The sequence below is a fragment of the Rathayibacter sp. AY1E3 genome (genome assembly GCF_002932235.1).
Taxonomy (GTDB): domain Bacteria; phylum Actinomycetota; class Actinomycetes; order Actinomycetales; family Microbacteriaceae; genus Rathayibacter.
In genome coordinates, this window is the sequence record NZ_PSVN01000001.1 from 12495 (window position 1) to 35395 (window position 22901).

The following is a 22901-nucleotide window of genomic DNA, read 5'->3' on the forward strand; positions in this document are numbered from 1 at the left end:
ATGAGGGGTATCAGCGATACCACGAGGAAGATAACCACGGAATTCCCTTGATAGCAACAGTGCGCTACCGTCGATACGTGACCAGCCCCACTCCTCCGACCGACACGCGCCTGCGCATCGTCGAGGCGGCCGCCGGCCTCCTCCGCGACGAGGGCCCCGCCGCCGTCACCACGCGAGCGGTCGCCCAGGCGGCCGGGCTGCAGGCTCCGGCGATCTACCGCCTCTTCGGCGACAAGGACGGCCTGCTCGAGGCGGTCGCGGAGCACGTACTGGCCAGCTGGGTCGACTCCAAGGCGCGGACGGTCGAAGCGGCCGTCGCCGGCGGCGTCGACCCGGTCGAGGACCTGCGCGCGGGCTGGGCCGCGCAGGTGGAGTTCGGCCTCGCCAACCCCGCGCTCTTCCGCCTCCTCAGCGATCCGGGCCGCGCCTCCGGATCGCCGGCCGCCCTCTCCGGGCGGCGGGTCCTCGCCGCCCGCGTGCAGCGCGTGGCCGCCGAGGGCCGCCTCCGCGTGCCGGAGGAGCGCGCCGTCGGCCTCATCCAGGCGGCGGGCACCGGCGTGGTCACCACCCTGCTCTCCACCCCCGCCGCCGACCGCGACCCCGGTCTCGCCGACGCCGCGCTCGACAGCGTGCTCGCGGGGATCCTCACCGACCCGCCCTCCCCCGGCGACGGCGGGCGGCTCACCGCCCTCGTCGGCGTCCGGGCCCTCGCACCGGAGCTCGCCGGCCTCACGCCCGCGGAGCGCCTGCTGCTCGCGGACTGGCTCGACCGTGCCCTCGCGGCGGCCGCGCAGGAGTGACGAGCACGCAGGAGTGACGGGCGCGCAGGAGTGACGGGCGCGCTTCCACCACAGGAGAGACGAGCGCCGTCCCGCCGCGGGAACGACGGCGCCTCCGTCCCGCAGAGACGCGGGCCTCGCGGCTAGGCGCGCCTGCCGTCGGGCGGGAGGATCGACGCCTGGATGAGCGGCACGGGGCAAGGAGGGCATGTTGAAGCTGTGGAGCGCGTCAAACGCGTTCCTCGACCTCGGCAGCGTCAAGGAGAACGACTTCCTGCAGAACGTCTCCGAGCTCGTCGGGGACTACGACCGCGAAACGACCTCCGCCAGCTATAACAAGGGCGTCCGCTCGACCTCGACCGCCTTGAAGCGCGAACGGATCCTGACCGTGGACGAGCTCGGAGCGATGCCCGCGGCCGCGCCGTGATGCTCTCTACTGGCTCCCGCGCCGCGCTGCTGCGCACCGTGCCCTGGTACGAGGGCACGAAGGAGAAGGTCGCAGCGATCAAAGCCAGACGTGTTCTCGGGCGCGGACCGGCTCGTCGCTGACGAATGTGCTTGTGCTACGCGCTGCGGCGGGAGATGAGCGAGTGCTCGACGACGATCTCGCTCGGGTGCGCCGGAGGGCCGTTCCGGATGCGCTGAGCGAGGAGGTCGACGGCCGTCTTGGCGATCTGGCGGCTGCCGGGATCGATCGTGGTGAGGGCGGGTATCGCGTAGGCGGCGGCGGTGACGTTGTCGAAGCCGACGACGGCGATGTCCTCCGGTACGCGGATGCCGCGAACGTGCAGTGCGTGCAGTGCCCCGAAGGCCAGGGTGTCGTTGAAGCAGAAGACGGCGTCCAGAGGGACGCGGGAGTCGAGCAGCTGCGTCATCGCGACGGCGCCGTCGGCGTGGTGCCACTCGGTGGCGACCGCGACGAGGGCGGGGTCGAACGGGATCGCGTTCGCCTCGAGGGCACCGCGGTATCCGTCCAAGCGGAGTGCTGCGGCGCTGACGGATCCGCCGGCGGGGTTGCTGCCGATCGCGGCGATGCGCCGGTGTTGGCGGTCGATCAGGTACTGCGTGGCGGTGGCCGCGGCGGCTGTGTTCGCCATGGTCACGTGATCGACCGGTCCGTCGAAGATCCTGTCGCCCAGGAGAACGAGTGGGCGGTCCCCGACGAGTACTTTCTCGTCTCCGGGGCCGAGTGCGTGGGGCTGGAAGATCAGTCCGTCCGACAGCTGGCGGCTGGAGCCGGAGAGGACGGCGATCTCGGCGTCTCGGCGCGCTCCGGTCTGCTGGATGATCACGGTCCAGCTGTGCCGCTCGGCCTCCGACATGATGACCGTCGCGAGCTGGCCGAAGTACTCGATCGCGAGATCCGGGATCGCGAGGGTGATGAGCCCGGTCTGGCCGGTGCGCAGTCCGCGCGCGGAGACGTTGAGTTGGTATCCGAGATCGCGGACTGCCTTGAGGACGAGATCGCGGGTCTCGGGTCTGACGTTGGCGTTGCCGCTGAGCACGTTGGAGACCGTGCGAGCGGTGACGCCTGCAGCAGCGCCGACATCGGCCATGGTCACCGGGCGGGTTCGCGATCGCGGCATCGGCATCATCCCTCCCATGAGCGTTCCCCGATCATCCCAGGTCGACGGTCGGCGAGAGGCGCACGGTCACCCAGGCGATGGCGGGGATCCGGAGCGAGAGGACGCCGTCGGTCAGCGCTACGGCGAGGGGCCGCGGAGTGACGGTGTCGGGGAGCTCCGCCGAGTTCGTCGCGAAGGGGTCCTCGTGTCGGAGGATCAGTGCCTCTGTCACCGTGAGGGTAGGGAACGACGTGAGGTCGACCGTGGTGTCCGTGACGCCGTCGGTCGCGCGGTTGACGATCATCAGGTCGAGCGAGCCGTCGGCGTGCGCCGCTGCGGCGAAGGCGAGGACGGGAGCGGAGTCATCGCCCGCTCCCGTGCTGTCCGCCTCGACGACGGTCCGGAGCGCGGTGGCGCCGGCGGAGCGCCGTGCCTGGGCGAACGGCCAGAAGGTGCTCTGCCGCCAGGCGGGGCCGTCCGGCTCGGTCATGATCGGACCGATGACGTTCACCAGCTGAGCCATGCTCGCTGCCCGGACGATGTCGGCTCTGTTGATCATGCTGATGAGCATGTCGCCCACGACGACGGCGTCCGCTGCCGTGTAGCGGTCCTCGAGGAGTCGGGGCGCCTCCTCCCATTCGAGCCCTCCGGCGACTCGTTCATCGTGTGCGACGAAGTCCCACACGTTCCACTCGTCGAAGGAGATGGCGATCGGACGCTCTGATCGCCTCTGTGCTCGGACCTGTCCGATCGTGTCGGCGATGGCGGTGATGAAGCGGTCCATGGCGACGCCGGAGGCGAGGAACGCGGAGAGGTCGCCGTCGTAGCGGAAGTACTGGTGGCACGAGACGAAGTCGACGTGCTCGACCGTGTGCAGCAGCACCTCCTGCTCCCAGGCTCCGAAGGTGGCCATCCGGTCGTTCGAGCTGCCGCAGACGATCAGTTCGAGGTCGGGGTCGAGTGCGCGCATGGCGGCGGCGGTGCGGGCGGCGAGACGCCCGTACTCGCCGGCGCTGAGATGGCCGATCTGCCACGGCCCGTCCATCTCGTTGCCGATACACCAGAGCCGGATGTCGTGCGCCTCGTCGGCGCCGTTCGCGCGCCGCTCGTCCGAGAGCGTCGTGCCGCCGGGGTGGTTCGCGTACTCCAGCAGGTGCAGGGCCGAGCGGATTCCGTCGGTCCCGAGATTCAGCGCCATCATCGGCTCGACGCGCGCCGCCCGGCACCAGCGGACGAACTCGTCGATCCCGAAGCGATTCGGCTCGACGGTGTGCCAGGCCGGATCGAGCCGGACGGGACGATTCTCGACCGGACCGATGCCGTCGCGCCAGTCGTACGCCGAGACGAAGTTGCCGCCCGGGTAGCGGACGGTCGTGACTCCGAGCTCCTCGACGAGCGCGAGGACGTCGGTGCGGAATCCGTCGGCGTCGGCGCTCTCGTGCGAAGGATCGAGCAAGCCGCCGTAGACGCCTCGGCCCAGGTGCTCCACGAACGATCCGAAGAGCCGCGAATCGATCGTCCCGACCGTGAAGGCGGGGTGCACGATGCCGTGCGCTCGGTGGACGGGGTGCGAGGTCATGGCCGTTCCGTTTCATCGATGAACTGGTGCGCACAGTATGCACGCCTCGACCAGCGCACCGCGATATGACCGGGTGAATCGCGGATATTGACGGAGGTGGCCCGGCGGCTCTACTATCGCCGACAGCGGTCCTCGATTTCATCGATGAAATGCCTGGCACCAGGTGGCCGAGTCAATGAAGACAGTGAAAGCGAGGCACGTCGTGAGGCGTCACAGCACCCGGATCAGCATTGTCGCAGCGGTCACAGCCGCCACTGCGGCCCTTCTCCTCAGCGGTTGCACGCCGTCGTCCGCAGGAGGCGCCTCGGCCGGGAACGGCGGCGACACCCTGACCGTCTGGCATTACTACTCCGTGGACGGACAGACGGCCGGCCTCGACGACCTCGCGTCGGACTTCGAGTCGACGCACGACGGCGTGCAGGTCGAGAACGTCTACGTCCCGTTCGATCAGCTGACGAACAAGCTCGTGCAGGCTGCCGGAACCGGGACGGGTCCGGACGTGGTCGTCTACAACGCGGCCGACACCTACACGCTCACCGAGGCGAAGGCGATCGAGCCGATGAACGACTGGTGGAACGAGTACGCCGACGCCGGCCAGTTCCCCGACGCCGTCGTCCAGAAGGTCGGCGACGACGTCATGGGCGTGCAGGGCTTCGTGAACCTGATCGGCCTCTGGTACAACCAGGACATCCTCACCGAGCTCGGCGTGCAGCCCCCGACCACCTTCGACGAGCTCGAGGCCGACCTGGCCCTCGCGAAGGCAGCCGGCAAGGACGGGATCACCCTGACCGGCAAGGCGAACTCCGAGGGCGAGTGGCAGGCGTTCCCGTGGCTCTCGCGGGCAGGCTGGGACTACACGACCCCCGAGCAGGAGCCCCTCGAGGACGCCTTCGGGATGGTCCAGGACTGGACCGCGAAGGGGTACCTCACCAAGGAAGCGGCGACCTGGGACCAGACGGTCCCCTTCCAGCAGTTCGAGGCCGGCAACACGGCCTTCGCGGTGAACGGCAACTGGCAGATCGCCTCCGCGAAGAAGGACGCATCCTTCGAGTACGGCGTCGTCCCGATCCCGGTCGGCGACAAGGGCTCCGTGTATCTCGGCGGCGAGGTGCAGAACGTCGGCGCGTTCTCCAAGAACAAGGAGCTCGCGCAGGAGTACCTCGAGCAGGAGTTCTTCTCGAAGAAGGGCCAGCTGACGCTGCTCGACGCATTCGGATCCATTCCGTCGCGAGCGGACGCCGCCGCGGACGAGAAGGTCGGGAGCGATCCGGTCCTCTCGCAGTTCGCGACGATCCTGCAGGACAACGGTCACACCTCCCCCGACCCCGCGATCCCCTCGGAGAACGTCGCGAAGGTCCTGCAGACGGTCGGTGAATCGTGGAGTGCCGCCGTGGCGGGCAACGGGTCACCCGAACAGCTCTCGAGCGATCTGATGACCACCCTCACCCCGCTGCTCGCGCAGTAGTCCCTCACCACCGACGAACGGAGCGACCGTGAGCAGCACCTCGACCACGACCCGGAGGCGGCCAGGGGCCCGACGCGGCCGCCTCGGCTTCGCCGCCCCGGGAGGGGTGCTGCTCGCGGCGCTGTCGCTCTACCCCATCTACCTGCTGCTGAGGATGAGCGTCAGCGAAGTCAGCTCCGGGACGCTCAACGGCGCCTGGCCGTTCATCGGCGCGAGCAACTTCCTTGCGCTGCTCGAGGGGTCCGAGCTCGGAGGAGCCACGCTGAGGACGGCCGCCTTCGTGGTCCTCGTGACCGTCGTCGGTGTCATCGGAGGCCTCGGCGCGGCGATCGCTCTGCGCTCGTCCCGCCTGGGCAGCTCGTTCCTGCTCGGCATGATGGTGTTCATCTGGGCCATGCCGCCCGTGGTGAACGGCAGCATCTGGAAGTTCCTCCTCGCCGATCAGGGTCTGGTCAACACGCTCGTGCGGGCGACCGGCCTCTCGGCGGAGGGCGTCCCCTTCCTCTACGACGCGAGGTTCGCGCTGCTCTCGGTCGCGATCGTGAACGCCTGGGCCGTCATCCCCTTCAACGCGCTGGTCTTCCGGTCGGCTCTGCTGGGCATCGACCCCGAGATCCTCGAGGCGGCCTCGGTCGACGGCGCGAGCCGCTGGCAGGAGATCCGGAGCATCCTCATCCCCGCGGCGCGGCCGACCGCCGTCATCCTGGCGATCCTGACCGTCGTCTACGCCTTCCGCAGCTTCGACTTCATCTACGTGATGACCGCCGGCGGCCCCGGAGACGCGACGTCCACGCTGCCCTACCTCAGCTACTCCCAGGCCTTCGTCCAGCACGACTACGGACTTGGTTCCGCGACGGGCATCATCGCCCTCGCCATCGTGGCGGTCCTCGCCGTCGTCTACGTCCGATCGACCAGGAGCGAGTCCTGATGAGCACCCTCACCGCCCCCCTGACCCGCCTGCGAGGCGGCGCTGCGACCCGCGTCGCGCGACCGTCCCGCACCCGGGAGCCGGTCGCCTTCACCGTACGCGTGGTGCTCTACGTCCTGTACGGGCTGCCCCTTGTCTGGATCGTGCTCACCTCCCTCAAGCGCCAGGGCGACGTGGTCGGCGGAGCGATCCTCTCGGCGCCCTCCTTCGACGCCTATGCGGAGGCGCTCGCGAACCCCGCCCTCGCGACGGCGCTCGCCCAGTCGGCGCAGATCGCCCTCGGGACCACTGCACTGGTGCTCGCGCTCGGCGTCCCGTTCGCCTACGCGCTGCGCCGCGTCGACGGCGTCGTCGCCGGTCTCGTCCTCGGGCTGCTGATCTTCCTGCAGATGGTGCCGCAGACGGCGAGCATCATCCCTCTGTTCGCGATCTTCAGCAGGCTCGGTCTTCTGGACACCACCGCCGGTCTCGTCCTCGCCGATACGGCGATGTTGCTGCCGTGGGCCGTGCTGCTGCTGCGACCGTTCTTCGCCGCGGTGCCCGACGCCATCGAAGAGGCCGCCTCCATCGACGGGGCCGGTCGGCTGCGCACCTTCTTCGCCGTCGTCGTCCCGATCGTTCGAAACGGCATGGCGACGGTCGGCTCGCTGATCTTCCTCGTCGCCTGGGGCGAGTTCCTCTTCGCGATCAACCTCTTCCTCTCTCCGGTCAACTACCCGGTCAGCGCTCTCATCGCGCAGCAGACGTCGGGGTACGGGATCGACTGGCCCGGGCTGATGGCTCTCGCGGTCATCTCCTCGCTGCCGCTGCTGGCCGTCTACGTGCTGTCGTTCCGGCTGCTGCGTGAGGGCCTCGCCGTCGGCAGCGTCAAGTAGCAGTCGTCCTTCCTCTCGTCCCGCGCCACTCTTGAAAGATCCCGTCATGACCTTCTCCCCAGCCCTGCCCGTTGACCCGGCCGCCGGGACCCTGACACCCCTCGCCATCGACCGGGTCCAGCTGGACCCGGAGGGGTTCTGGGGACGTCGGGTCGCCGTCAACGCGACCGCCACCTTCGAGCACAACCTCGGCTGGCTGGAGCGCGCCGGATGGCTGCGCAATTTCGAGCTCGCCGTCGGGGGCGGACTCGCCGAAGGCCGTCGCGGACGCGAGTTCGCCGACTCCGAGGTCTACAAGACCCTCGAAGGGCTCTGCTGGCACACCGCCGGACGTGAGGACCCGGAGACCGAATCGATCATCCGCGCTCTCACCGCCCGCATCGTCAGTGCGCAGGAGAGCGACGGCTATCTCGGCACCCGCTTCGGCCGGCACGGTCAGGCTGAGCGTTACAGCGACCTCGAGTGGGGCCATGAGCTGTACAACGCCGGACACCTCCTCCAGGCCGCGGTCGCGCGACTGCGCACCCACGGTGAGGACGGGTTCACGCAGGCCGCGCGCCGTCTCGCCGACCACATCTGCTCGGAGTTCGGGGCGGACGGCCGCCAGACGGTCTGCGGACATCCGGAGATCGAGGTCGCGCTCACGGAGTTCGCCCGCGCCACGGGGGAGGAGCGCTACCTCGAGCAAGCCCGCGTGTTCTTGGACCGCCGCGGTCACCAGAGCCTGGAAGACGTCGAGTTCGGTCGCGCCTACTTCCAGGACGACGTCCCGATCCGCGAGGCCAAGGTCCTCCGCGGACACGCGGTGCGCGCCCTCTACCTCACGTCCGCGGTGGTCGACGTCGCCGTGGACACTGATGACGCCGAGCTGCTCGCGATCGTCGAGCGGCAGTGGGAGGCCACAGTCGCACGCCGGACCTACATCACCGGTGGAATGGGCTCGCATCACCAGGACGAGGCGTTCGGCGCCGACTTCGAGCTACCCAACGACCGCGCGTACTGCGAGACCTGCGCCGGCGTGGGCTCGATCATGCTCTCGTGGAGGTTGCTGCTCGCCACCGGCCGCCCGCGCTACGCGGACCTGATCGAACGCACTCTGCACAACATCATCGCCACCGCCGTGTCCGAGGACGGCCGCTCCTTCTTCTACGCGAACACCCTCCACCGGCGCGAGCCGGGCGTCGCGTCCTCCCCGGAGGAGCAGTCCAAGCGCGCGGACTCCAGTCAGCGGGCGGCGTGGTTCGACGTCGCCTGCTGCCCCAACAACCTCGCCCGCACCTTCGCCTCGCTGTCCGGCTACCTCGCCACCACCGATGCGAAGGGTGTGCAGCTGCACCAGTACGCGTCCGCCACGATCTCCGCCGCTCTCCTCCAGGGAGACGTCTCGATGGAGGTCTCCAGCGACCTGCCGGAGCGGGGGCGAGTCGCCGTGACCATCACGCGCACACCCGTCGAGCCGTGGACTCTGACGCTGCGGATCCCGACCTGGGCGACGAACGCGGACGTCGTCGTCGTCTCCGCCGACGGGGATGCTGCCGAGACGCCGACCGGACCGTTCCACGGCACGCTCCACCTCGAACGGCGTTTCCGCGTCGGCGACCGGATCGAACTCGACCTCCCCTTCGAACCCGTCCTCGTGCAGCCCGACGAGAGGATCGATGCCACCCGCGGCACCGTCGCCGTCCAGCACGGACCGGACATCCTCTGCCTCGAGTCCGTCGACCTCCCCGCCGGCGCCCACGTCGACGACATCGCCCTGGACGCCGGAGCGGTCCCGATCGCACGAGAGGGGCGTGTGACGCTCGCCGGCAGCGTCGCCGAACGCGACGAGCACGAATGGCCCTTCTCCAGAATCCCTCGAACCCCGCACCGACGGCCGTTGACCGTGGCGCTCACCCCGTACCGGTCGTGGGGATCCCGAGGTCCCGTGTCGATGCGCATCTGGCTTCCCGTGAACCACTCCTGATTCCCGGGCGAGCTCCCACCGCCGGGCGGATCCTCGCTCCTCTGCGGCGGCCGCCGGTCACCGCATCCGCACTTCGACGAAGAAGGCAGGACATGTCCCTCCTCTCACGCAGAGCCTCTCGGCTGCTCGCGGCACTCACGATCGGCGTCATCGCCGCAGCAGGATCGGTGGTGGTCGGCCAGACCGCCGACGCCGCCACCAGCTACCCCTACACGCTCGCCTCCGACAAGATCCGCGCGAGCTTCGCCGCGGACGGGTCGATGCAGTCGCTCAAGATCGTCGGCGACCTACACGACACCGAATACCTGATGAACCCGGACAGCGCTCCGGAGCAGGCCCGCGAGACGAACAGCAAGTACCGCCAGTGGTTCGGGAACCTGATGTTCTCCTACGCGAACGGCACGGGAGCAGTGTCGACCACCGGTGTCGGCGCGAACCCCTGGAAGACCGCGTGGACCTCCCAGTCGGCCGACGGCCGCACCGTCTCGGCGACGTCGAGCAGTGTGACGGTCACCCACCAGAACTCCACCAACGCGGAAGGCGTGAAGGGCTTCACCGTCACCGAGACGTACTCTCTCGCCTCCGACGGCTCCCTGGTCTGGAAGCAGGACGTCAAGAACACCGCGGCCACGCAGCTCGTCATCGGCGACTGGGGTGTCCCCGTTCCCGGCAACGAGCTATGGAGGCAGGGCGACTCGATCTACGAGACCCGGGTCCTCACACACTCCTACGTGGGTAAGAACGGCTCCTACGTCACTCTCGAGCGTCCCAGCGGCCAGGGCCCGTTCATCGCCATGACCGCCGACACCGCATCCGGCTCCGGCTTCGAGTACCAGGACCGCTGGCGCACCGAGGAAGTCGGCAACACCTCCTGGGCCTGGAACTCGGCGAACGAGAGCTCGAACATCAAGGGCCTCAACATCTACTACCCGCACTCCACCGCGATCCAGAAGACCAACCGCGGCTACCTCAACTCCACCAGTGTCGCCATCGCGCCGGGCGCGACGAAGAGCTACACCTATCGCATCGGCAAGGTCGATGACGACGCAGCACTCAAGCAGACGATGTTCGATCGAGGGCTGCTCGACACCACGGTCGTCCCCGGACTCATCGTGCCCATCGACCGGCGCGCAGAGATGGCGTTCCGGATCAAGGGCACCATCACGTCAGTCATCGCGCGCAACCGCAACGACCTCAAGGGGTCAGCGCCCACGAACCCCGTCGTGACGTTCTCCCGGAGCAACGGCGACTACCGGATCTACGGGATGACCTTCGACCGCACGCAGCTGGGCGCCAACGACGTCACCGTCTCGTACACGGACCAGACCGGCGCCGCGCGGCAGTCCGTCCTCCAGTTCTCCGTGATCGACAGTGTCGCGGGACTCCTCGACACGCATGCGAAGTTCATGGTCGAGAAGACCCAGTGGAAGCCGTCCGACGGACTCTCCGCGAGCGACATCCGCAACTACACCTTCGACGACTGGATGATGAACGCCCCCGACGGCAGCCTCGCCACCACGACGAACGCCCCTCAGGGCCGCCGCAACGAGTACGCCGGCTACTACGGGCTCGGCGACGACTGGGGACTCCCGCACGGCCAGTTCCTCGCGGAGAAGCTCGTCGCCCTGCCCGACGCCACCCAGATCAAGGCCCTCGACGACTACCTCCAGAAGGCCGTCTGGGAGAACCTGATGGGGAACACGTCGCCCAGCGCCGCGCCGAAGTACACCGTCTACGACTTCTGGGAGCAGGGGAAGCCCGGCAGCCTGAACACCACGCCCGGCTACCGCGGCTACGCCTACCCGCACGTCTACAACACGTTCTTCGGCATGTACAACATCGCCAAGCAGAACCCCTCCGCGATCGCCTACGCCCACCCCGCTCAGTGGTACCTGACGACGGCCTACGGGATCTTCAAGGAGCTCTACGAGGGACCCGTCGCCTACAACTGGGAGACCGGACTCATGGGTGAGCTCTCGACACCCGATCTCATCGCCGCATTGCGCGCCGAGGGACTGGACACGCAGGCCAACGACATCGAAGCGAAGATGGCGATCAAGTACGCCAACTTCTCCTCCAACGCCTACCCCTACGGCTCCGAGTACAGCTACGACAACACGGGGGAGGAGGCGGTCTACACCCTCGCCAAGCTCAATGTGAACGACGACAAGACGAACGCCCTGCGCGTCATGCGCGACATCGTCGCCAAGACGGAGGCCGCCCGCGGACGCATGCCCGTCTGGTACTGGTACTCCGACCCCACCACCATCACGGGCGAGAACTGGTGGCAGTTCCAGTACAGCGCCTCCCTCGCCGGCTACACGATGGACGACTACATCAACCACACCGCAGCACTCGAGACCGGAACCACGGCCATCACCGCCGCGCGCCGCGCCGAGCTGCAGCGCCTGAACTACGCCGGCAAGGTCGCAGGACTCGCGACCATCAACTCCGGCCAGATCAGCAACGCGCCGGCCAACATCGGAGCCGCATCGTGGTCGTACCAGGCCGAGCGCGGCAACCTCGGCACCCTCGGGGTCGGCGGAGGCGCGAACGTCAAGCTGAACAACGGCTGGCGGGGCATGACCGGCGAGAGCGATCTCGGACTGTGGGGCACCCTGCAGACCCTCAGCGCCGACGTCGTCACCGATGACCCGATCTTCGGAGTCGTCGGATACGGAGCGGACGTCTCGCGGGACGCCTACTCCACCACCGTCATCCCGAAGGACGGCCTGCAGCGCCGCCTCAACCTGGTGACCCAGCAGCTGTCGGTCGACCTCGAGAACGACGCCTACTCGCAGGCGATCGTCGGCTCGAACAGCGCCGACCTGCGCCTGGACATGCTCAACCGCACCGGCACCGCACACTCCGGCATCGCGGAGGTCAGCGGCCTCGCGCAGGGCAGCTACGCGGTCATCGTGAACGGCGTGCGCCAGCGCACCGTCAACGTCTACCGGCCCGCCTCTCTCGCGGGAACGCTTCCCGCGCCGGTCCGCGTCCCGTTCGATGCGCCCGCCGGCAGCACGTACATCGTCCACCTGGTCTCGACCGCCCCGGGCGCGAATGCGGCGCCGACCGTCAACGCCGGACCCGACCAGGCCGGGCTGTCCCTCGGACTCGATCCGATCCAGCTCAGCGGATCCGCCTCCGACGACGGACTCGGCTCGCCGAACGGAACCCTGACGACGCAGTGGAGCGTGCAGTCTGCTCCTGCCGGTGCCACCGCGACCTTCGCGTCGCCGACTGCTCGCCGCACGTCTGCGTCGGTGAGTACCGCCGGCAGCTACGTGTTCGCACTCCGGGCAAGCGACGGCGTCCTTGCGACCACCGACACGGTGTCCGTGACCGTTCAAGCCCTGCAGCCGCTCCCGGCCGACTGGGTGACCTACACCTTCGACTCATCGTCGAACGGCACCGTCCCCGACGCCTCCGGCAACGGCAACGCGCTCGCGCTCAAGGGGACGGCGGCAACCGCCACCGACGGCACGGCGAGCGTGCTGCGGCTGAACGGAAGCGACGGGGCCTTCGCCCAGCTGCCGTCGGACATCCTGTCACGCTCGAAGGACCTGACCATCTCGATGAGGGTGAAGGTCGATTCGATCTCCACCTTCAGCCGGCTGTTCGACTTCGGCAGCAGCACCCAGAAGTACGTGTTCCTCACGCCGAAGTCGACTGACGGGAAGCTAGGGCTCGCCCTCACGACCTCCGGTAATGGAGCGGAGACACGGATCTCGACGAACTTCACGATGCCCGCTGGGCAGTGGACCGACATCAAGGTGACCTTCAAGGCGAATACGAACGGCACGACGACGGGAACGATCTTCGCCAACGGAGTGCAGGTCGGGCAGAACACCGCCATGCCGCTCGCTCCGAAGGACCTAGGCCGCACCAGCGGCAACTTCCTCGGCAAGTCAAAGTTCCCCGACCCGTACCTCGCCGGCAGCTTCGACAGCTTCGAGATCGACGGAGTCGTGCGCTAACGACACCCGAAAGACCAGCGCTGAACCGCTCGTCGCCCCCTCCTCACGCGGCGACGAGCGGTTCAGCACCTCTTCCCGCGCACAACTTCTGCGCATCAGCCCTCGCCCGCCGGCGCCACCGAGGGGCGAGCTGGTTGAGGTTGCTCGAGACGTACCCGATCGTGCTGCGGATGTTCATCAGATCCGCGGCAACTGACTTGAACTCCGCGTCCGTGATGACCGCGTCCTCGGCCGTCGCGGACTCGAACGGGGAAGTGCGACGCCCGTAGCGGGTCGAGCAGGCTGTCGCCGGCGACTACTCGCCGTCCTTCGCCCTCGCGCTGATGCAGAAGGACGCGGGGCTGATCCAGGCCTACGCGGACAGCGTCGGTGCGCCCGTCCCCGGCGTCGCGACGGCCCGCCACTACATCGACGAGGCGATGGCCGCCGGCTTCGGCGGGGAGAACGCCTCGGCGCTGATCAAGGCGATCGCCGCGGAGGCCGACGTCGACCTGACCCGGCGCTGACCCTCCGCCCCGGGGTGCCCCTGCCCGGCCGTGACGGCCGCCGCAGGGGCTCCCCCGGCACCCTCCCCGTCCCGGCCGCGCCGCGTGCTTCACTGGAGGGATGACCACGCGTGACGACCACATCGCCGACTTCGCCGAGTTCCTGACCGCCTCCCCCTCCTCGTACCACGCGGCCGCCGAGGCGGCACGGCGCCTCGAGGGAGCCGGATTCACGGGGCTGGACGAGACGCAGGCGTGGCCTGCGGAGCCCGGCCGGTACTACGTCGTCCGCGACGGCGCGATCATCGCCTGGCACTTGCCCGAGGGCTCCGGGGCGACCACGCCCTTCCGCGTCCTGGGCGCCCACACCGACTCCCCCGGCTTCATGCTGAAGCCCCGGCCGACGATCGGCTCGAAGGGCTGGCTGCAGGCCGGCGTCGAGATCTACGGCGGCCCGCTGCTCAACTCCTGGCTCGACCGCGAGCTCGAGCTGGCCGGGCGCGTGGTCACCCGCGACGGCTCGACGCGCCTGCTCCGGACCGGCCCGCTGCTGCGCATCCCGCAGCTCGCGATCCACCTCGACCGCACGGCGAACGAGGGCCTCACCCTCGACCGCCAGAAGCACACCGTCCCCGTGTTCGGCATCGGCGACGCCTCCGAGGTCGACCTGCTCCAGCTGCTCGCCGCGCACGCCGGGCTCGACGACGCCTCCGACATCGCCGGCTACGACCTGCTCACCGCCGACACGCAGGCGCCGCGCCGCTTCGGCCTCGACGAGATGCTCCTCGCCGCCGGGCGGATGGACGATCTCAGCTCCGTGCACGCCGGCCTCGTCGCGCTCCTCGCGGCGAGCGCCGATCCCGCGGCGCCGCCCGCGCACATCAGCGTGCTCGCCGCCTTCGACCACGAGGAGCTCGGCTCGGCGAGCCGGTCCGGAGCGAGCGGGCCGTTCCTCGAGGACGTCCTCTCGCGCATCGGCACGGCCCTCGGCGCCGGCGTCGACGAGCGCGCCCGGGCGATCGCCGCCTCCTGGTGCCTCTCAGCCGACGCGGGCCACTCGGTGCACCCCAACTACTCCGAGAAGCACGACCCGGCGAACCAGCCGGTCGCCGGGAAGGGGCCGCTGCTCAAGATCAACGCGACGCAGCGCTACGCGACGGATGCGCGCGGTGCGGCGCTGTGGGCGGGCGTCTGCGAGCGCGCCGGCGTCGGGTACCAGGAGTTCGTCTCGAACAACTCGGTGCCGTGCGGATCCACGATCGGCCCGCTGACCGCGACCCGGCTCGGCATCTCCACGGTCGACGTGGGAGTGCCGCTGCTCTCGATGCACTCGGCGCGCGAGCTCGCCCACGTGGACGACCTGGTCGCCCTGACCGCGGCGATCGAGGCGTTCTTCACTCCCTGAGCGGGGTCCGGCGCGACCGGGGCCCGTGGCTCCGCGCAGCCTGTGGGCGGACCCTGCGACTCCGCGCAACCGCCAGGCGGGCCCCGCGGCTCCGCTCAGTCGCCGGGCGGCCGCCGGCGCTGCTGCTTCGTCTCGGAGCGCTGCTGCTTCGCGGCGAGCCGACGGCGGGTGGAGCCGCGCGTGGGCCGGGTCGGGCGCCGCGGGGCGGAGGGCGGCGCGAGGGCCGCGGTGATGATCCCGCGGAGCATCTCGAGGGCCGTCTCGCGGTTGCGCAGCTGCGAGCGCTGCTGCGCCACCGTGACGGTGACCGCTCCGGAGACGAGCCGCCGCCCGAGGCGCTCGAGCAGACGCGAGCGCTGCTCGTCCGAGAGGGCCGTCGACTCTTCGACGTTCCAGGTGAGCTGAACGCGGCTGTCGGAGGTGTTCACGTGCTGCCCGCCGGGCCCGGAGGAGCGCGAGAACCGCCACTGCAGCTCCGATGCGGGGACGACGAGCCCCGGCCGCACCTCGAGATCCATGCGGCAAGCCTGGCACGCGCCCGCCTCCGAGCGGGAGCGCCGGCGATCCGCTCCCGGGTGCGGTGTCCTCTTGCGGACGTGTCCGCTACAGGCTCTTGTCCCCGCAGTGGTCACGTCCGGACACTGGAGAGGTGCCCGGGCGGGCGCATCGGCCGACTCCTCACTGCCACCCGAAGGCGTCGAGGGGTCGGCCGCACGGCTCGGTCCCGCGGGAGCTCAATCGCGCGGCACCGTCTCGGCGAGGTCGATCTCGCCGTCGTCCAGCGCTCCCGGCTCGAGCGCCTCCGGATCGACGAGCACCGGCTCTCCGGCACCGGCGTCGCCGTCGCGGGTGCGCGAGTCCGCCGCCCACGCCGTGCCGAGCGCGAAGAGCGTCGCCACTCCGTAGTGCTCCATCGCGGCGGCCACGCGGCGGCGGCCGGTCCGCGGATTCATGCCGAGCCGGTGCGACGCGGTCTCGAGCGTGACGCCCTGGCGCATCAGCCGGAGCAGCGGCAGCCAGCTCTGGTCGACGGCGCCGATCGGAGCGGCCTGCCGCCACAGGACCTCGAAGTACGACTCGACCAGCCCGGCCAGCGCCGCATGGCGCACGCCGAGCACGCTGGTCGGCTTCGTCTCGCCCCGCTCGAACGGGACGGCGAGGTGGTCGCCGTCGACCCAGAACCAGCTCGGCGGGCTCTCGAGGAGCCGGTACTCGACGCCCGCCGCCTGGTACGCCTCCACCCGGGCGAGCACCCGGGGGTCGCGCGCGCCGGCGGCCGGCATGATGACGCGCACCCGGTCCTTCGCCGCGAGCGCGTGCCCGAAGCGGATCGCCCGCTCCGTCGGCGGGTCGAGGAAACGCTCCACGTTCGGGAGCACCGCCACGAGCGAGCCGGAGTCGCGGCGGACGAGGTCGAACCAGAGGTCCTCGGACGCGTGCGGCCCGTGACGGAGGAGGGTCGGCACCGGATCCGTCGTGTCCTCGCCGACCCGCCAGGCGCCGAGCAGCATCGGCAGGCCCGCGACGACGCGCTCGATCCCGTCCAGGGACTCCCTGCCCGCCCGCCGCGCCGACTCCGTGTGCCGGGCGATGGCCGCGGCCGCCCACTCCATCGGCGCCGGGAAGTCGAGCTGATCGCCCTCGCCGCCCATGAGCCCCCGGCCGCGGAGCCGCTCGATCGCCGCGGCGACCTCGGCCTCGTCGATGTGGGTCAGCTCCGCCGCGTCGGCCAGCGTCGCCGGCCGTCCCCGCAGCAGCGCAGCCAGGAGTCCGTCGTCGTCCATGCGTCTCCTTCGCCGTGGTCCGTCACCCGAGGGTGCCGTCTCCGCGGTCGGGGAGCAAGGGACGCGCGGCGGACGGCGGGGAGCGGCCAGGCGGGGGCGGCGGATGAACTCGTGACGAGCACGGACCTCGGCTCACCTGAGGAGACCAGCCGGAAGATCAGGGCCGTCCCTGGTTCTCCGTCTTGATGCCTCCCCAGGCCTACTGTTCTGCGACGTCCCGTACGCGACCGGACTCCGAGCCCTTGAGAGAGGAGACGTCTGGTCGACTTCAGACGCTCGGGCTCCCGTCGTCGAGGTCCTCGTGGTGGCGGTCGACGTATCCAGCCATGCCGGGGACCGTGAAGGCGATCTGGCCGTGCTCGGGTGAGTAGACCAGTCCTTTGCTGATGAGCGCGGCACGGTAGGGCCCGAGGCTGGTTGTCGGGATACCCATTCGCTGCGTGACGAGAGCGGTGGAGGAGGGTCCCTCACCGTCGGCTGCCATGGCGCGGAGCATTCGTCGCTCTGAGCGCGTGGCTCGCTGCCATCGTGAGCGGAAGAATCCGGCATCGAGCTGTTCGGTCCCGTACTGCACTGCTGCCGTGGCGTCGGCCAGAGTGACAAGACGACTGGAGAGGTTCCATGCGGCCTGCCCGTACTCCTGAATGAAGTACGGGTAGCCGCCTGCGGCTTCGAGGAGAATCTCGAGCGCATCGGGAGCGAACTCAGCGCCGAGCCGCTCCGCGGGCTCTCGGAGAGCGTGCGCCGCATCGTCGCGAGAGAAGGTGCCTATCTGTCGGTAGTTGAAGAGGCGCTCGGCGTACGAACGCGTCTCGGTGAGGACACGGGGGAGATTCGGGAGGCCGGCGGCGATGATGTAGAACGGCCACTCCCGCTGGTTCGCCGCATGCTGAGCGGCGATGAGCGCACCCATCGTCTCCGCATCGAGGTCCTGCATCTCATCGACGAACACACCGAAGGCACGACGACGTTCCCCCAGAGCGGTGGAAACGTCTTCGACGAGCTCGAGGAGGTCGACTTCAGCGTCGCCGGAGTCGGCACGTCCGTCGTTGAGTGCGACTCCGAGTTCGATCCCCGTTGCACCGACCTTCGCATTGAACGAGGAGATCGTGCCGAGTGCTTCTCGCATCAGCGCCGTCGGCTTCGAGCGGGTGAGCTTGCGAGCGGACACGACGAGCTCTCGAGCCAGGGCACGCCTTACGGCCCGCGCGCCGCCTTCATCCCGACGCGCCTCGAGGCGCACCGTGAGCCACTCGAACGACTCCGCCATGCGGTGCATCTCGTTCAACAGCACCGTCTTGCCGACGCCGCGGAGGCCCGTGAGGACGATGCCGCGATCGCTCATTCCATGCGTGACACGAGCGCGGATCGTGTCGAACGCTTCGAGCTCGCCAGTCCGACCAACGAGCTCGGGCGGCCGCCGACCGGATCCAGGGCTGTAGGGGTTCTGCTCAGGCAACATCTAGCCGATGATAGTCACCTCTAGCCGAAACCTAATTCGTCGCTATCGACTGCAATCGTCCGCGCCGGCGCCACGTGGTGGCGACCATGCGATGCTGCGAACCCCCGTTCCAGCTTCCCTTCGAGTCGCCGCCGGGCAGCGCATCGGACCCTGCACGCTGAAGGGCGAGCGCGAGCCATGTCCGCTCCGACCGAGGATCGGCTCGCGCCGTCGATCCGGGTTCGGCCGGGCGCATGCTGCTGCGGTCACTCGGACAGCAGCGGGATCGAGCGGCCCAGGCGCCTGCCGTACTCGGCGATGGCGCGGCCGACGGGGAGCCGCTCGGCCTCGTAGCGCTGGAGCGCCTCGTCGACCGGGTGCCGCGCGAGGGAGCCGGCGAGGGCCAGCGCGTCGCCCGCCGCCTTGGCCGCGCCCATGGCCGTGTGCGGCCGCACCGTCACGGCCGCGTCACCGAGGAGGGCGACCCGGCCGCGCACCGTCCGCGGCGGGACGTAGTCGACGATCGCCTGCAGGAAGGGCTGCGACTCGGCCAGGACGGCAGCCGCGAAGGGCGGCGGCAGGCGGTCGACCGCGTCCTCCTCGAGCCGACGGCGGAGATCGGGAGCGAGGTCGCCGGGCGCGAGGGACACGCTCTCCGGCGGACGGCCGGACACCGTCATCACTCCGCGGAGGGCGTCCTCGGAGAGGGGCCGGTACCAGACCCAGTTGTAGCGCCGGCGGCCGGGCTCCACCTCGCCGGCGGGTCCGGGGACGAGGTAGCCGAGCATGTGCTCGCCGGGCGCGGTGTAGAAGGCGAAGCGCCCGAGCAGAGTCGCCGCGGCCTCGGCGGGGAGCGCCGACTCCGGGATCAGCCCGCGCCAGGTCGAGTAGCCGGCGTAGCGGTTGCCCGGCGCCTCGGGCGCGACCGCCGCGCGCACGACGGATCCGAGGCCGTCGGCTCCGATGACGACGTCGAACTCCACGCCGCTCCCGTCGCACAGCTCGACGACGACCGGGTCCGTCCCGGTCGAGGGGCGCACCCCGGCGACGGCGTGACCGAGGAGGTAGCGGTCGGCGGGGATCCGCGAGCGGAGCGAGTCGTAGAGGTGGTCCCACGACACCTGCGTCTGCGGGGAGGGGTCGCGGCCGATCACGCGCCCGGAGCGGTCGAGGGTGATCCGCTCGTGCGCGACGACGCCGACCCGCGCCTCGTCGTCGCGGCCGATCGCGTGCAGGAGGTCGATCAGGTCCTGCTGGGCCACCAGCCCGGCGCCCCGCCGCGACAGGCCCGTCGCCGACCGCTCGAGGACCGTCACGCGGTGCCCGTCGCGGACGAGCAGGGCCGCGGCGAACAGTCCGCCGATCGAGCCGCCGACGATCCCGACGTCGAGCGGGCGCACCGCTCCTCCTGCTGCAATGAGCGCGACCGTACCGGCGAGCGCGCGGCGCCCGTTCCTACAGACGGCGGAACAGCGCGGCCTCAGGTGCGGTCGTCCGCCCGCAGCGACCGGATCATGCCGCGGAGCAGGCGCGCCGCCGCCTGCCGCTCCTCCTCCGCGAGCCCCTCCAGCATCCGCAGCTCCACCCCGCGGACGGCGGCGGACGCCTCGGCCAGGCTCCGGCGTCCGCGCTCGGTGAGCCGGGTGGGGAGCGCCTTGCCGACCGGAGCCGCGTCGGGGCGGGTGACGACGCCGTCGCGCTCCAGAGTCTGCAGCAGGACGTTCATCGACTGCCGGGTGACGAAGGCGCCCCGCGCGAGCTCCGAGTTGGAGAGGCCCGGCCGCTGGGCGAGGAGCTCGAGGCAGGAGTAGTGGGTGACCGTCATCCCGAGCGGGCGGAGCACGGCCTCCATCGCCGCGCGCAGGGCGCTCGATGCCTCCTTGAGGAGGTAGCCGAGCGAGGTCTCGAGGTCGATGCCGTCTTGACTCATGTCAGTATTCTGACATACGCTCCTGTGTGTCAGAAAGCTGACACAACCGAGGAGGAACCCCATGCCCGTCACCGGCCCCGACTTCGTCTCGCTCCAGGTCCGCGACCTCGCGGCGTCCCAGGCGTTCTACGAGCAGTACCTCGGCCTGGTCCGCTCGCCCGCCGGCCCGCCGCACGCCGTCGTCTTCACGACGACTCCGATCGCCTTCGCCCTGCGCGACCTCGCGCCCGGCACCGACCTCGACTCCGCCTCCCGCCCCGGGGTGGGCGCCGCGATCTGGCTGCACGCGACCGGCGTGCAGGAGATCCACGACGCGCTCGTCGCCGACGGGCACCCCGTCGTCGCGGCTCCCATCGACGGCCCGTTCGGGCGCACCTTCACCTTCGCCGACCCGGACGGCTACCACGTCACCCTGCACGACCGCGCCTGAGCGGGACGGTGCGGACCGCGCCTGAGCTGAGCGGGGCAGAGCGGGACGGGACGGGGCCGAGCGCCTCAGCCCATCGCGCGCAGCTGAGCCGCGAAGAGGTGCAGCGAGCGGTCGACCTCGGGCAGCGCCGGCGTCCGGTTGAGGTGCCCGTGGGGCATGCCGGCGGCCAGGTGCCCGGTCACGGCGACGCCCGCCTCCGCGAGCTGGCGCAGGAGCAGCTCCGCCGACCCGCGCAGCTCGTCGTACTCGTTCACGAGGACCGTGACCGGAGGCAGACCCGCCAGCGGCGCGGAGCCGGGCAGCGCCTCGACGGGGAGGTCGGAGATCCGCCCGAGGTAGGTGCGCACCATGCCCTCGATGCTCGACGGAGGGAAGCGGAGGACCGGCGGCAGCTCGCGCAGCTCGGCCGCGATCGCGTCGTCGACGGCGGGGTTGGGGAAGTGGGCGAAGGGGTAGGCCAGGAGCACGTGCTCCGGCAGCCGCGCACCGGCGTCGCGCTCGCGGAGGACCGCGCCGAGGGCCAGGGCCGCTCCCGCGCTCGCGCCGCCGATCGCGACGGGCGTGGATCCGGACTCCGTGCTGCGGAGGTGCCGCCAGGCGGCGTGCACGTCGTCCAGCGGGACGGGGTAGCGGACGTCGGGGCCGGCGAGCCGGTAGTCGACGGAGACGACCCGGGCCCGCGCCCGGTGGGCGAGCTCCGCCGCGACGACGTGCGACTCGCGCATGTCGATGCTCCCGGCGGCGAATCCTCCTCCGTGCACCCAGAGCAGAGCGCGCTCGGGCGCGGCGGGCGAGTACACGCGCAGCGGGACCGGTCCGTGCGGGCCGGACGCGGTCTCCGTGACGACGTCGATCCCCTCGGGCAGCCACCAGGGCCCCGGATCCTCCTCGAAGGCGGCCATGCGGGCGGCCTGCTCGGCGTCGAGCGGATACGCGAGGCCGGCCAGGAGGGGCAGCCGGGCGGCGAGATACGGATCGAGCGGCATCGGCGCCTCCTGCGGGGTCGGGATCGCGGACCACGCTAGCCCGGCCGCGGGTCCTCGAGCGGCGCCTGCTCAGCCGCGTCGCTGCAGGAGCATCACGCCGTCCAGGAGCACGGCTGCCGTGCCGTCGGGAGCGGTCACGGCGCGCTCCCGCGTCTCGACGAGCTCCGCGGTCCACTCTGCGGGGTCGAGGGCCAGCTCGGCGAGCTCCTCCTCGGGGCCGACGAGGTGCATCGCTCCGTGGCGGTGGTCGTCGCCGCTCGCCCACGGCGGGGGTGCGGCGTGCGAGACGACGGCGAGGCGGCCGCCGGGAGCGACGACGGAGGCCGCCCGCCGCAGCACGTCGATCCGCGGGAACTCGGCCATCGAGTGCAGGAAGCTCGCCGTCACCAGATCGAACTCCCCCACGACCGGCCAGTCCTCGGCGAGGTCGGCCTGCACGAAGTCCACGTCGGCGCCCCGCTCGGCCGCGGCCGCGCGCGCCCGGCCCAGCGCCGTCTCGGAGAGGTCGAGCCCGGTCACGCTCCAGCCGAGCGACGCCAGCCACAGCGCGTCCGCCCCCTCGCCGGCGCCGAGGTCGAGGGCGCGGCCCGGCGGCAGCGAGCCGACCAGCCCGACCAGCGTCGCGTTCGGCCGGCCCGACCAGATCCGATCGGAGTCGGCGTAGCGCGCCTCCCACTGCTCGCGTGCGGTGCTCATGCTGCTCCTCGTCCCCGGGCGCAGGGGCACCCGCGTCGAGGATGCCGCGCCGCCGCTCCGGCCGCCAGCGCTCGTGCCGAAGCGGCACGGGCACCCCTCCCCGCGGACGACACGGCCGGACGGAGCCGCGGCGCCGCGCGGACCCGCCGGACGCACTTCCCCGACACGCCCCGCGCCGATTAGCGTCGGTGCATGGCCCTCCGACTCGAAGAGATCATCGTCGACTGCACCGACTTCCGGACCCTCGGGCACTGGTGGCAGGAGGCGCTCGGCTGGGACGTCGTCGACGAGGACGAGGACGGCATCGAGCTGCTCGCCCCGTCGGGCCGCGGGCCGAGCCTCCTCTTCCTCGACGTACCCGAGCGCAAGACCGTGAAGAACCGCCTGCACCTGGATTTCGTGCCGGACGACCAGGAGGCGGAGGTCGCGCGGCTGGTCGGCCTGGGGGCGACGCGGTCCGACGTCGGGCAGGGCGAGCAGTCCTGGGTCGTGCTCGCCGACCCGGAGGGCAACGAGTTCTGCATCCTCTCGGCGCGGGAGTGAGAGCGCTTCCACTTTCCAGGACGGTTGTCGGGAAAGCGCTTCCATGCGCATGCATCGAAAAAGA

The 22901-nt window shown here is 70.7% G+C and carries 19 protein-coding genes and 1 pseudogene; 11 read left to right on the plus strand and 9 right to left on the minus strand.

The annotated features are described in order from the left end of the window. Positions 1–77 precede the first annotated feature (77 nt). Entirely contained in the window at positions 78–800 is a 723-nt protein-coding gene (locus C5C53_RS00050) for a TetR/AcrR family transcriptional regulator (RefSeq protein WP_104266500.1), read from the plus strand. A 187-nt stretch (positions 801–987) separates the two neighbouring features. Continuing rightward, complete coding sequence (locus tag C5C53_RS00055; protein WP_104266501.1) at positions 988–1206, plus strand: TraM recognition domain-containing protein; 219 nt, start codon at positions 988–990, stop codon at positions 1204–1206. Between the two features lie 136 nt (positions 1207–1342). Here C5C53_RS00055 and C5C53_RS00060 read toward each other — a convergent pair whose 3' ends face one another. Together C5C53_RS00060 and C5C53_RS00065 are read right to left on the minus strand one after the other, a co-directional pair. Further along, positions 1343–2365 carry a LacI family DNA-binding transcriptional regulator gene (locus tag C5C53_RS00060; protein ID WP_104257515.1) on the minus strand — a complete coding sequence of 341 codons (1023 nt, stop codon included), beginning with the start codon at positions 2363–2365 and terminating at the stop codon, positions 1343–1345. 31 nt (positions 2366–2396) lie between these two features. Continuing rightward, positions 2397–3923, minus strand: coding sequence for an alpha-N-arabinofuranosidase (locus C5C53_RS00065; RefSeq protein ID WP_104260521.1), 1527 nt, complete (start codon positions 3921–3923; stop codon positions 2397–2399). A gap of 352 nt (positions 3924–4275) precedes the next feature. Here C5C53_RS00065 and C5C53_RS00070 point away from each other — a divergent pair, with 352 nt between their 5' ends. The 7 genes and pseudogenes from C5C53_RS00070 to C5C53_RS00100 all read left to right on the plus strand — a co-directional run bounded on the left by C5C53_RS00070 (position 4276) and on the right by C5C53_RS00100 (position 15027). Next, the gene (locus tag C5C53_RS00070; RefSeq protein WP_219813945.1) at positions 4276–5388 is read left to right on the plus strand and encodes an extracellular solute-binding protein; all 1113 of its coding nucleotides are present in this window, start codon (positions 4276–4278) and stop codon (positions 5386–5388) included. Between the two features lie 28 nt (positions 5389–5416). Continuing rightward, positions 5417–6316 carry a carbohydrate ABC transporter permease gene (locus C5C53_RS00075; RefSeq protein WP_146082254.1) on the plus strand — a complete coding sequence of 300 codons (900 nt, stop codon included), beginning with the start codon at positions 5417–5419 and terminating at the stop codon, positions 6314–6316. Next, on the plus strand, positions 6316–7191 hold the full coding sequence (locus C5C53_RS00080) for a carbohydrate ABC transporter permease (RefSeq protein WP_104266502.1): 876 nt from the start codon (positions 6316–6318) through the stop codon (positions 7189–7191). The genes C5C53_RS00075 and C5C53_RS00080 overlap by 1 nt, the downstream gene beginning before the upstream one ends. A 46-nt stretch (positions 7192–7237) precedes the next feature. Further along, entirely contained in the window at positions 7238–9157 is a 1920-nt protein-coding gene (locus C5C53_RS00085) for a glycoside hydrolase family 127 protein (RefSeq protein WP_104225865.1), read from the plus strand. A gap of 92 nt (positions 9158–9249) precedes the next feature. Then, positions 9250–13137 carry a DUF5695 domain-containing protein gene (locus C5C53_RS00090; protein ID WP_104266503.1) on the plus strand — a complete coding sequence of 1296 codons (3888 nt, stop codon included), beginning with the start codon at positions 9250–9252 and terminating at the stop codon, positions 13135–13137. A gap of 293 nt (positions 13138–13430) precedes the next feature. Further along, a pseudogene (locus C5C53_RS00095) lies at positions 13431–13643 on the plus strand (NAD-binding protein); the annotation flags it as partial. A gap of 100 nt (positions 13644–13743) precedes the next feature. Beyond that, entirely contained in the window at positions 13744–15027 is a 1284-nt protein-coding gene (locus C5C53_RS00100) for a M18 family aminopeptidase (RefSeq protein ID WP_104266505.1), read from the plus strand. A gap of 95 nt (positions 15028–15122) precedes the next feature. Here the strand turns inward: C5C53_RS00100 and arfB are convergent, their stop codons facing one another. From arfB to C5C53_RS00125, 5 genes are all read right to left on the minus strand, one after another. Further along, positions 15123–15545, minus strand: coding sequence for an alternative ribosome rescue aminoacyl-tRNA hydrolase ArfB (gene arfB, locus C5C53_RS00105; RefSeq protein WP_104266506.1), 423 nt, complete (start codon positions 15543–15545; stop codon positions 15123–15125). Positions 15546–15761: 216 nt separating this feature from the next. Then, on the minus strand, positions 15762–16811 hold the full coding sequence (locus tag C5C53_RS00110) for a hypothetical protein (protein ID WP_104266507.1): 1050 nt from the start codon (positions 16809–16811) through the stop codon (positions 15762–15764). 268 nt (positions 16812–17079) lie between these two features. Beyond that, a complete protein-coding gene (locus tag C5C53_RS00115) occupies positions 17080–18273 on the minus strand; it encodes an ATP-binding protein (RefSeq protein WP_104225860.1) in 1194 nt (397 codons plus the stop codon). A 245-nt stretch (positions 18274–18518) separates the two neighbouring features. Next, the gene (locus C5C53_RS00120) at positions 18519–19652 is read right to left on the minus strand and encodes an FAD-dependent monooxygenase (protein ID WP_104266508.1); all 1134 of its coding nucleotides are present in this window, start codon (positions 19650–19652) and stop codon (positions 18519–18521) included. An 80-nt stretch (positions 19653–19732) separates the two neighbouring features. Further along, positions 19733–20182 (minus strand): MarR family winged helix-turn-helix transcriptional regulator, encoded by a 450-nt coding sequence (locus tag C5C53_RS00125; protein WP_104266509.1) that lies wholly within the window; start codon positions 20180–20182, stop codon positions 19733–19735. A gap of 61 nt (positions 20183–20243) precedes the next feature. Here C5C53_RS00125 and C5C53_RS00130 point away from each other — a divergent pair, with 61 nt between their 5' ends. After that, positions 20244–20612 carry a VOC family protein gene (locus tag C5C53_RS00130; protein ID WP_104225857.1) on the plus strand — a complete coding sequence of 123 codons (369 nt, stop codon included), beginning with the start codon at positions 20244–20246 and terminating at the stop codon, positions 20610–20612. 65 nt (positions 20613–20677) lie between these two features. Here the strand turns inward: C5C53_RS00130 and C5C53_RS00135 are convergent, their stop codons facing one another. Both C5C53_RS00135 and C5C53_RS00140 read right to left on the minus strand, forming a co-directional pair. Then, the gene (locus C5C53_RS00135) at positions 20678–21598 is read right to left on the minus strand and encodes an alpha/beta hydrolase fold domain-containing protein (RefSeq protein WP_104266510.1); all 921 of its coding nucleotides are present in this window, start codon (positions 21596–21598) and stop codon (positions 20678–20680) included. Positions 21599–21667: 69 nt separating this feature from the next. Next, a complete protein-coding gene (locus C5C53_RS00140; protein WP_104232919.1) occupies positions 21668–22294 on the minus strand; it encodes a class I SAM-dependent methyltransferase in 627 nt (208 codons plus the stop codon). A gap of 192 nt (positions 22295–22486) precedes the next feature. On the opposite strand from C5C53_RS00140, the gene C5C53_RS00145 reads away from it, so the two are divergent. After that, positions 22487–22837, plus strand: coding sequence for a VOC family protein (locus tag C5C53_RS00145; protein WP_104224051.1), 351 nt, complete (start codon positions 22487–22489; stop codon positions 22835–22837). The last annotated feature ends 64 nt before the right edge of the window (positions 22838–22901 follow it).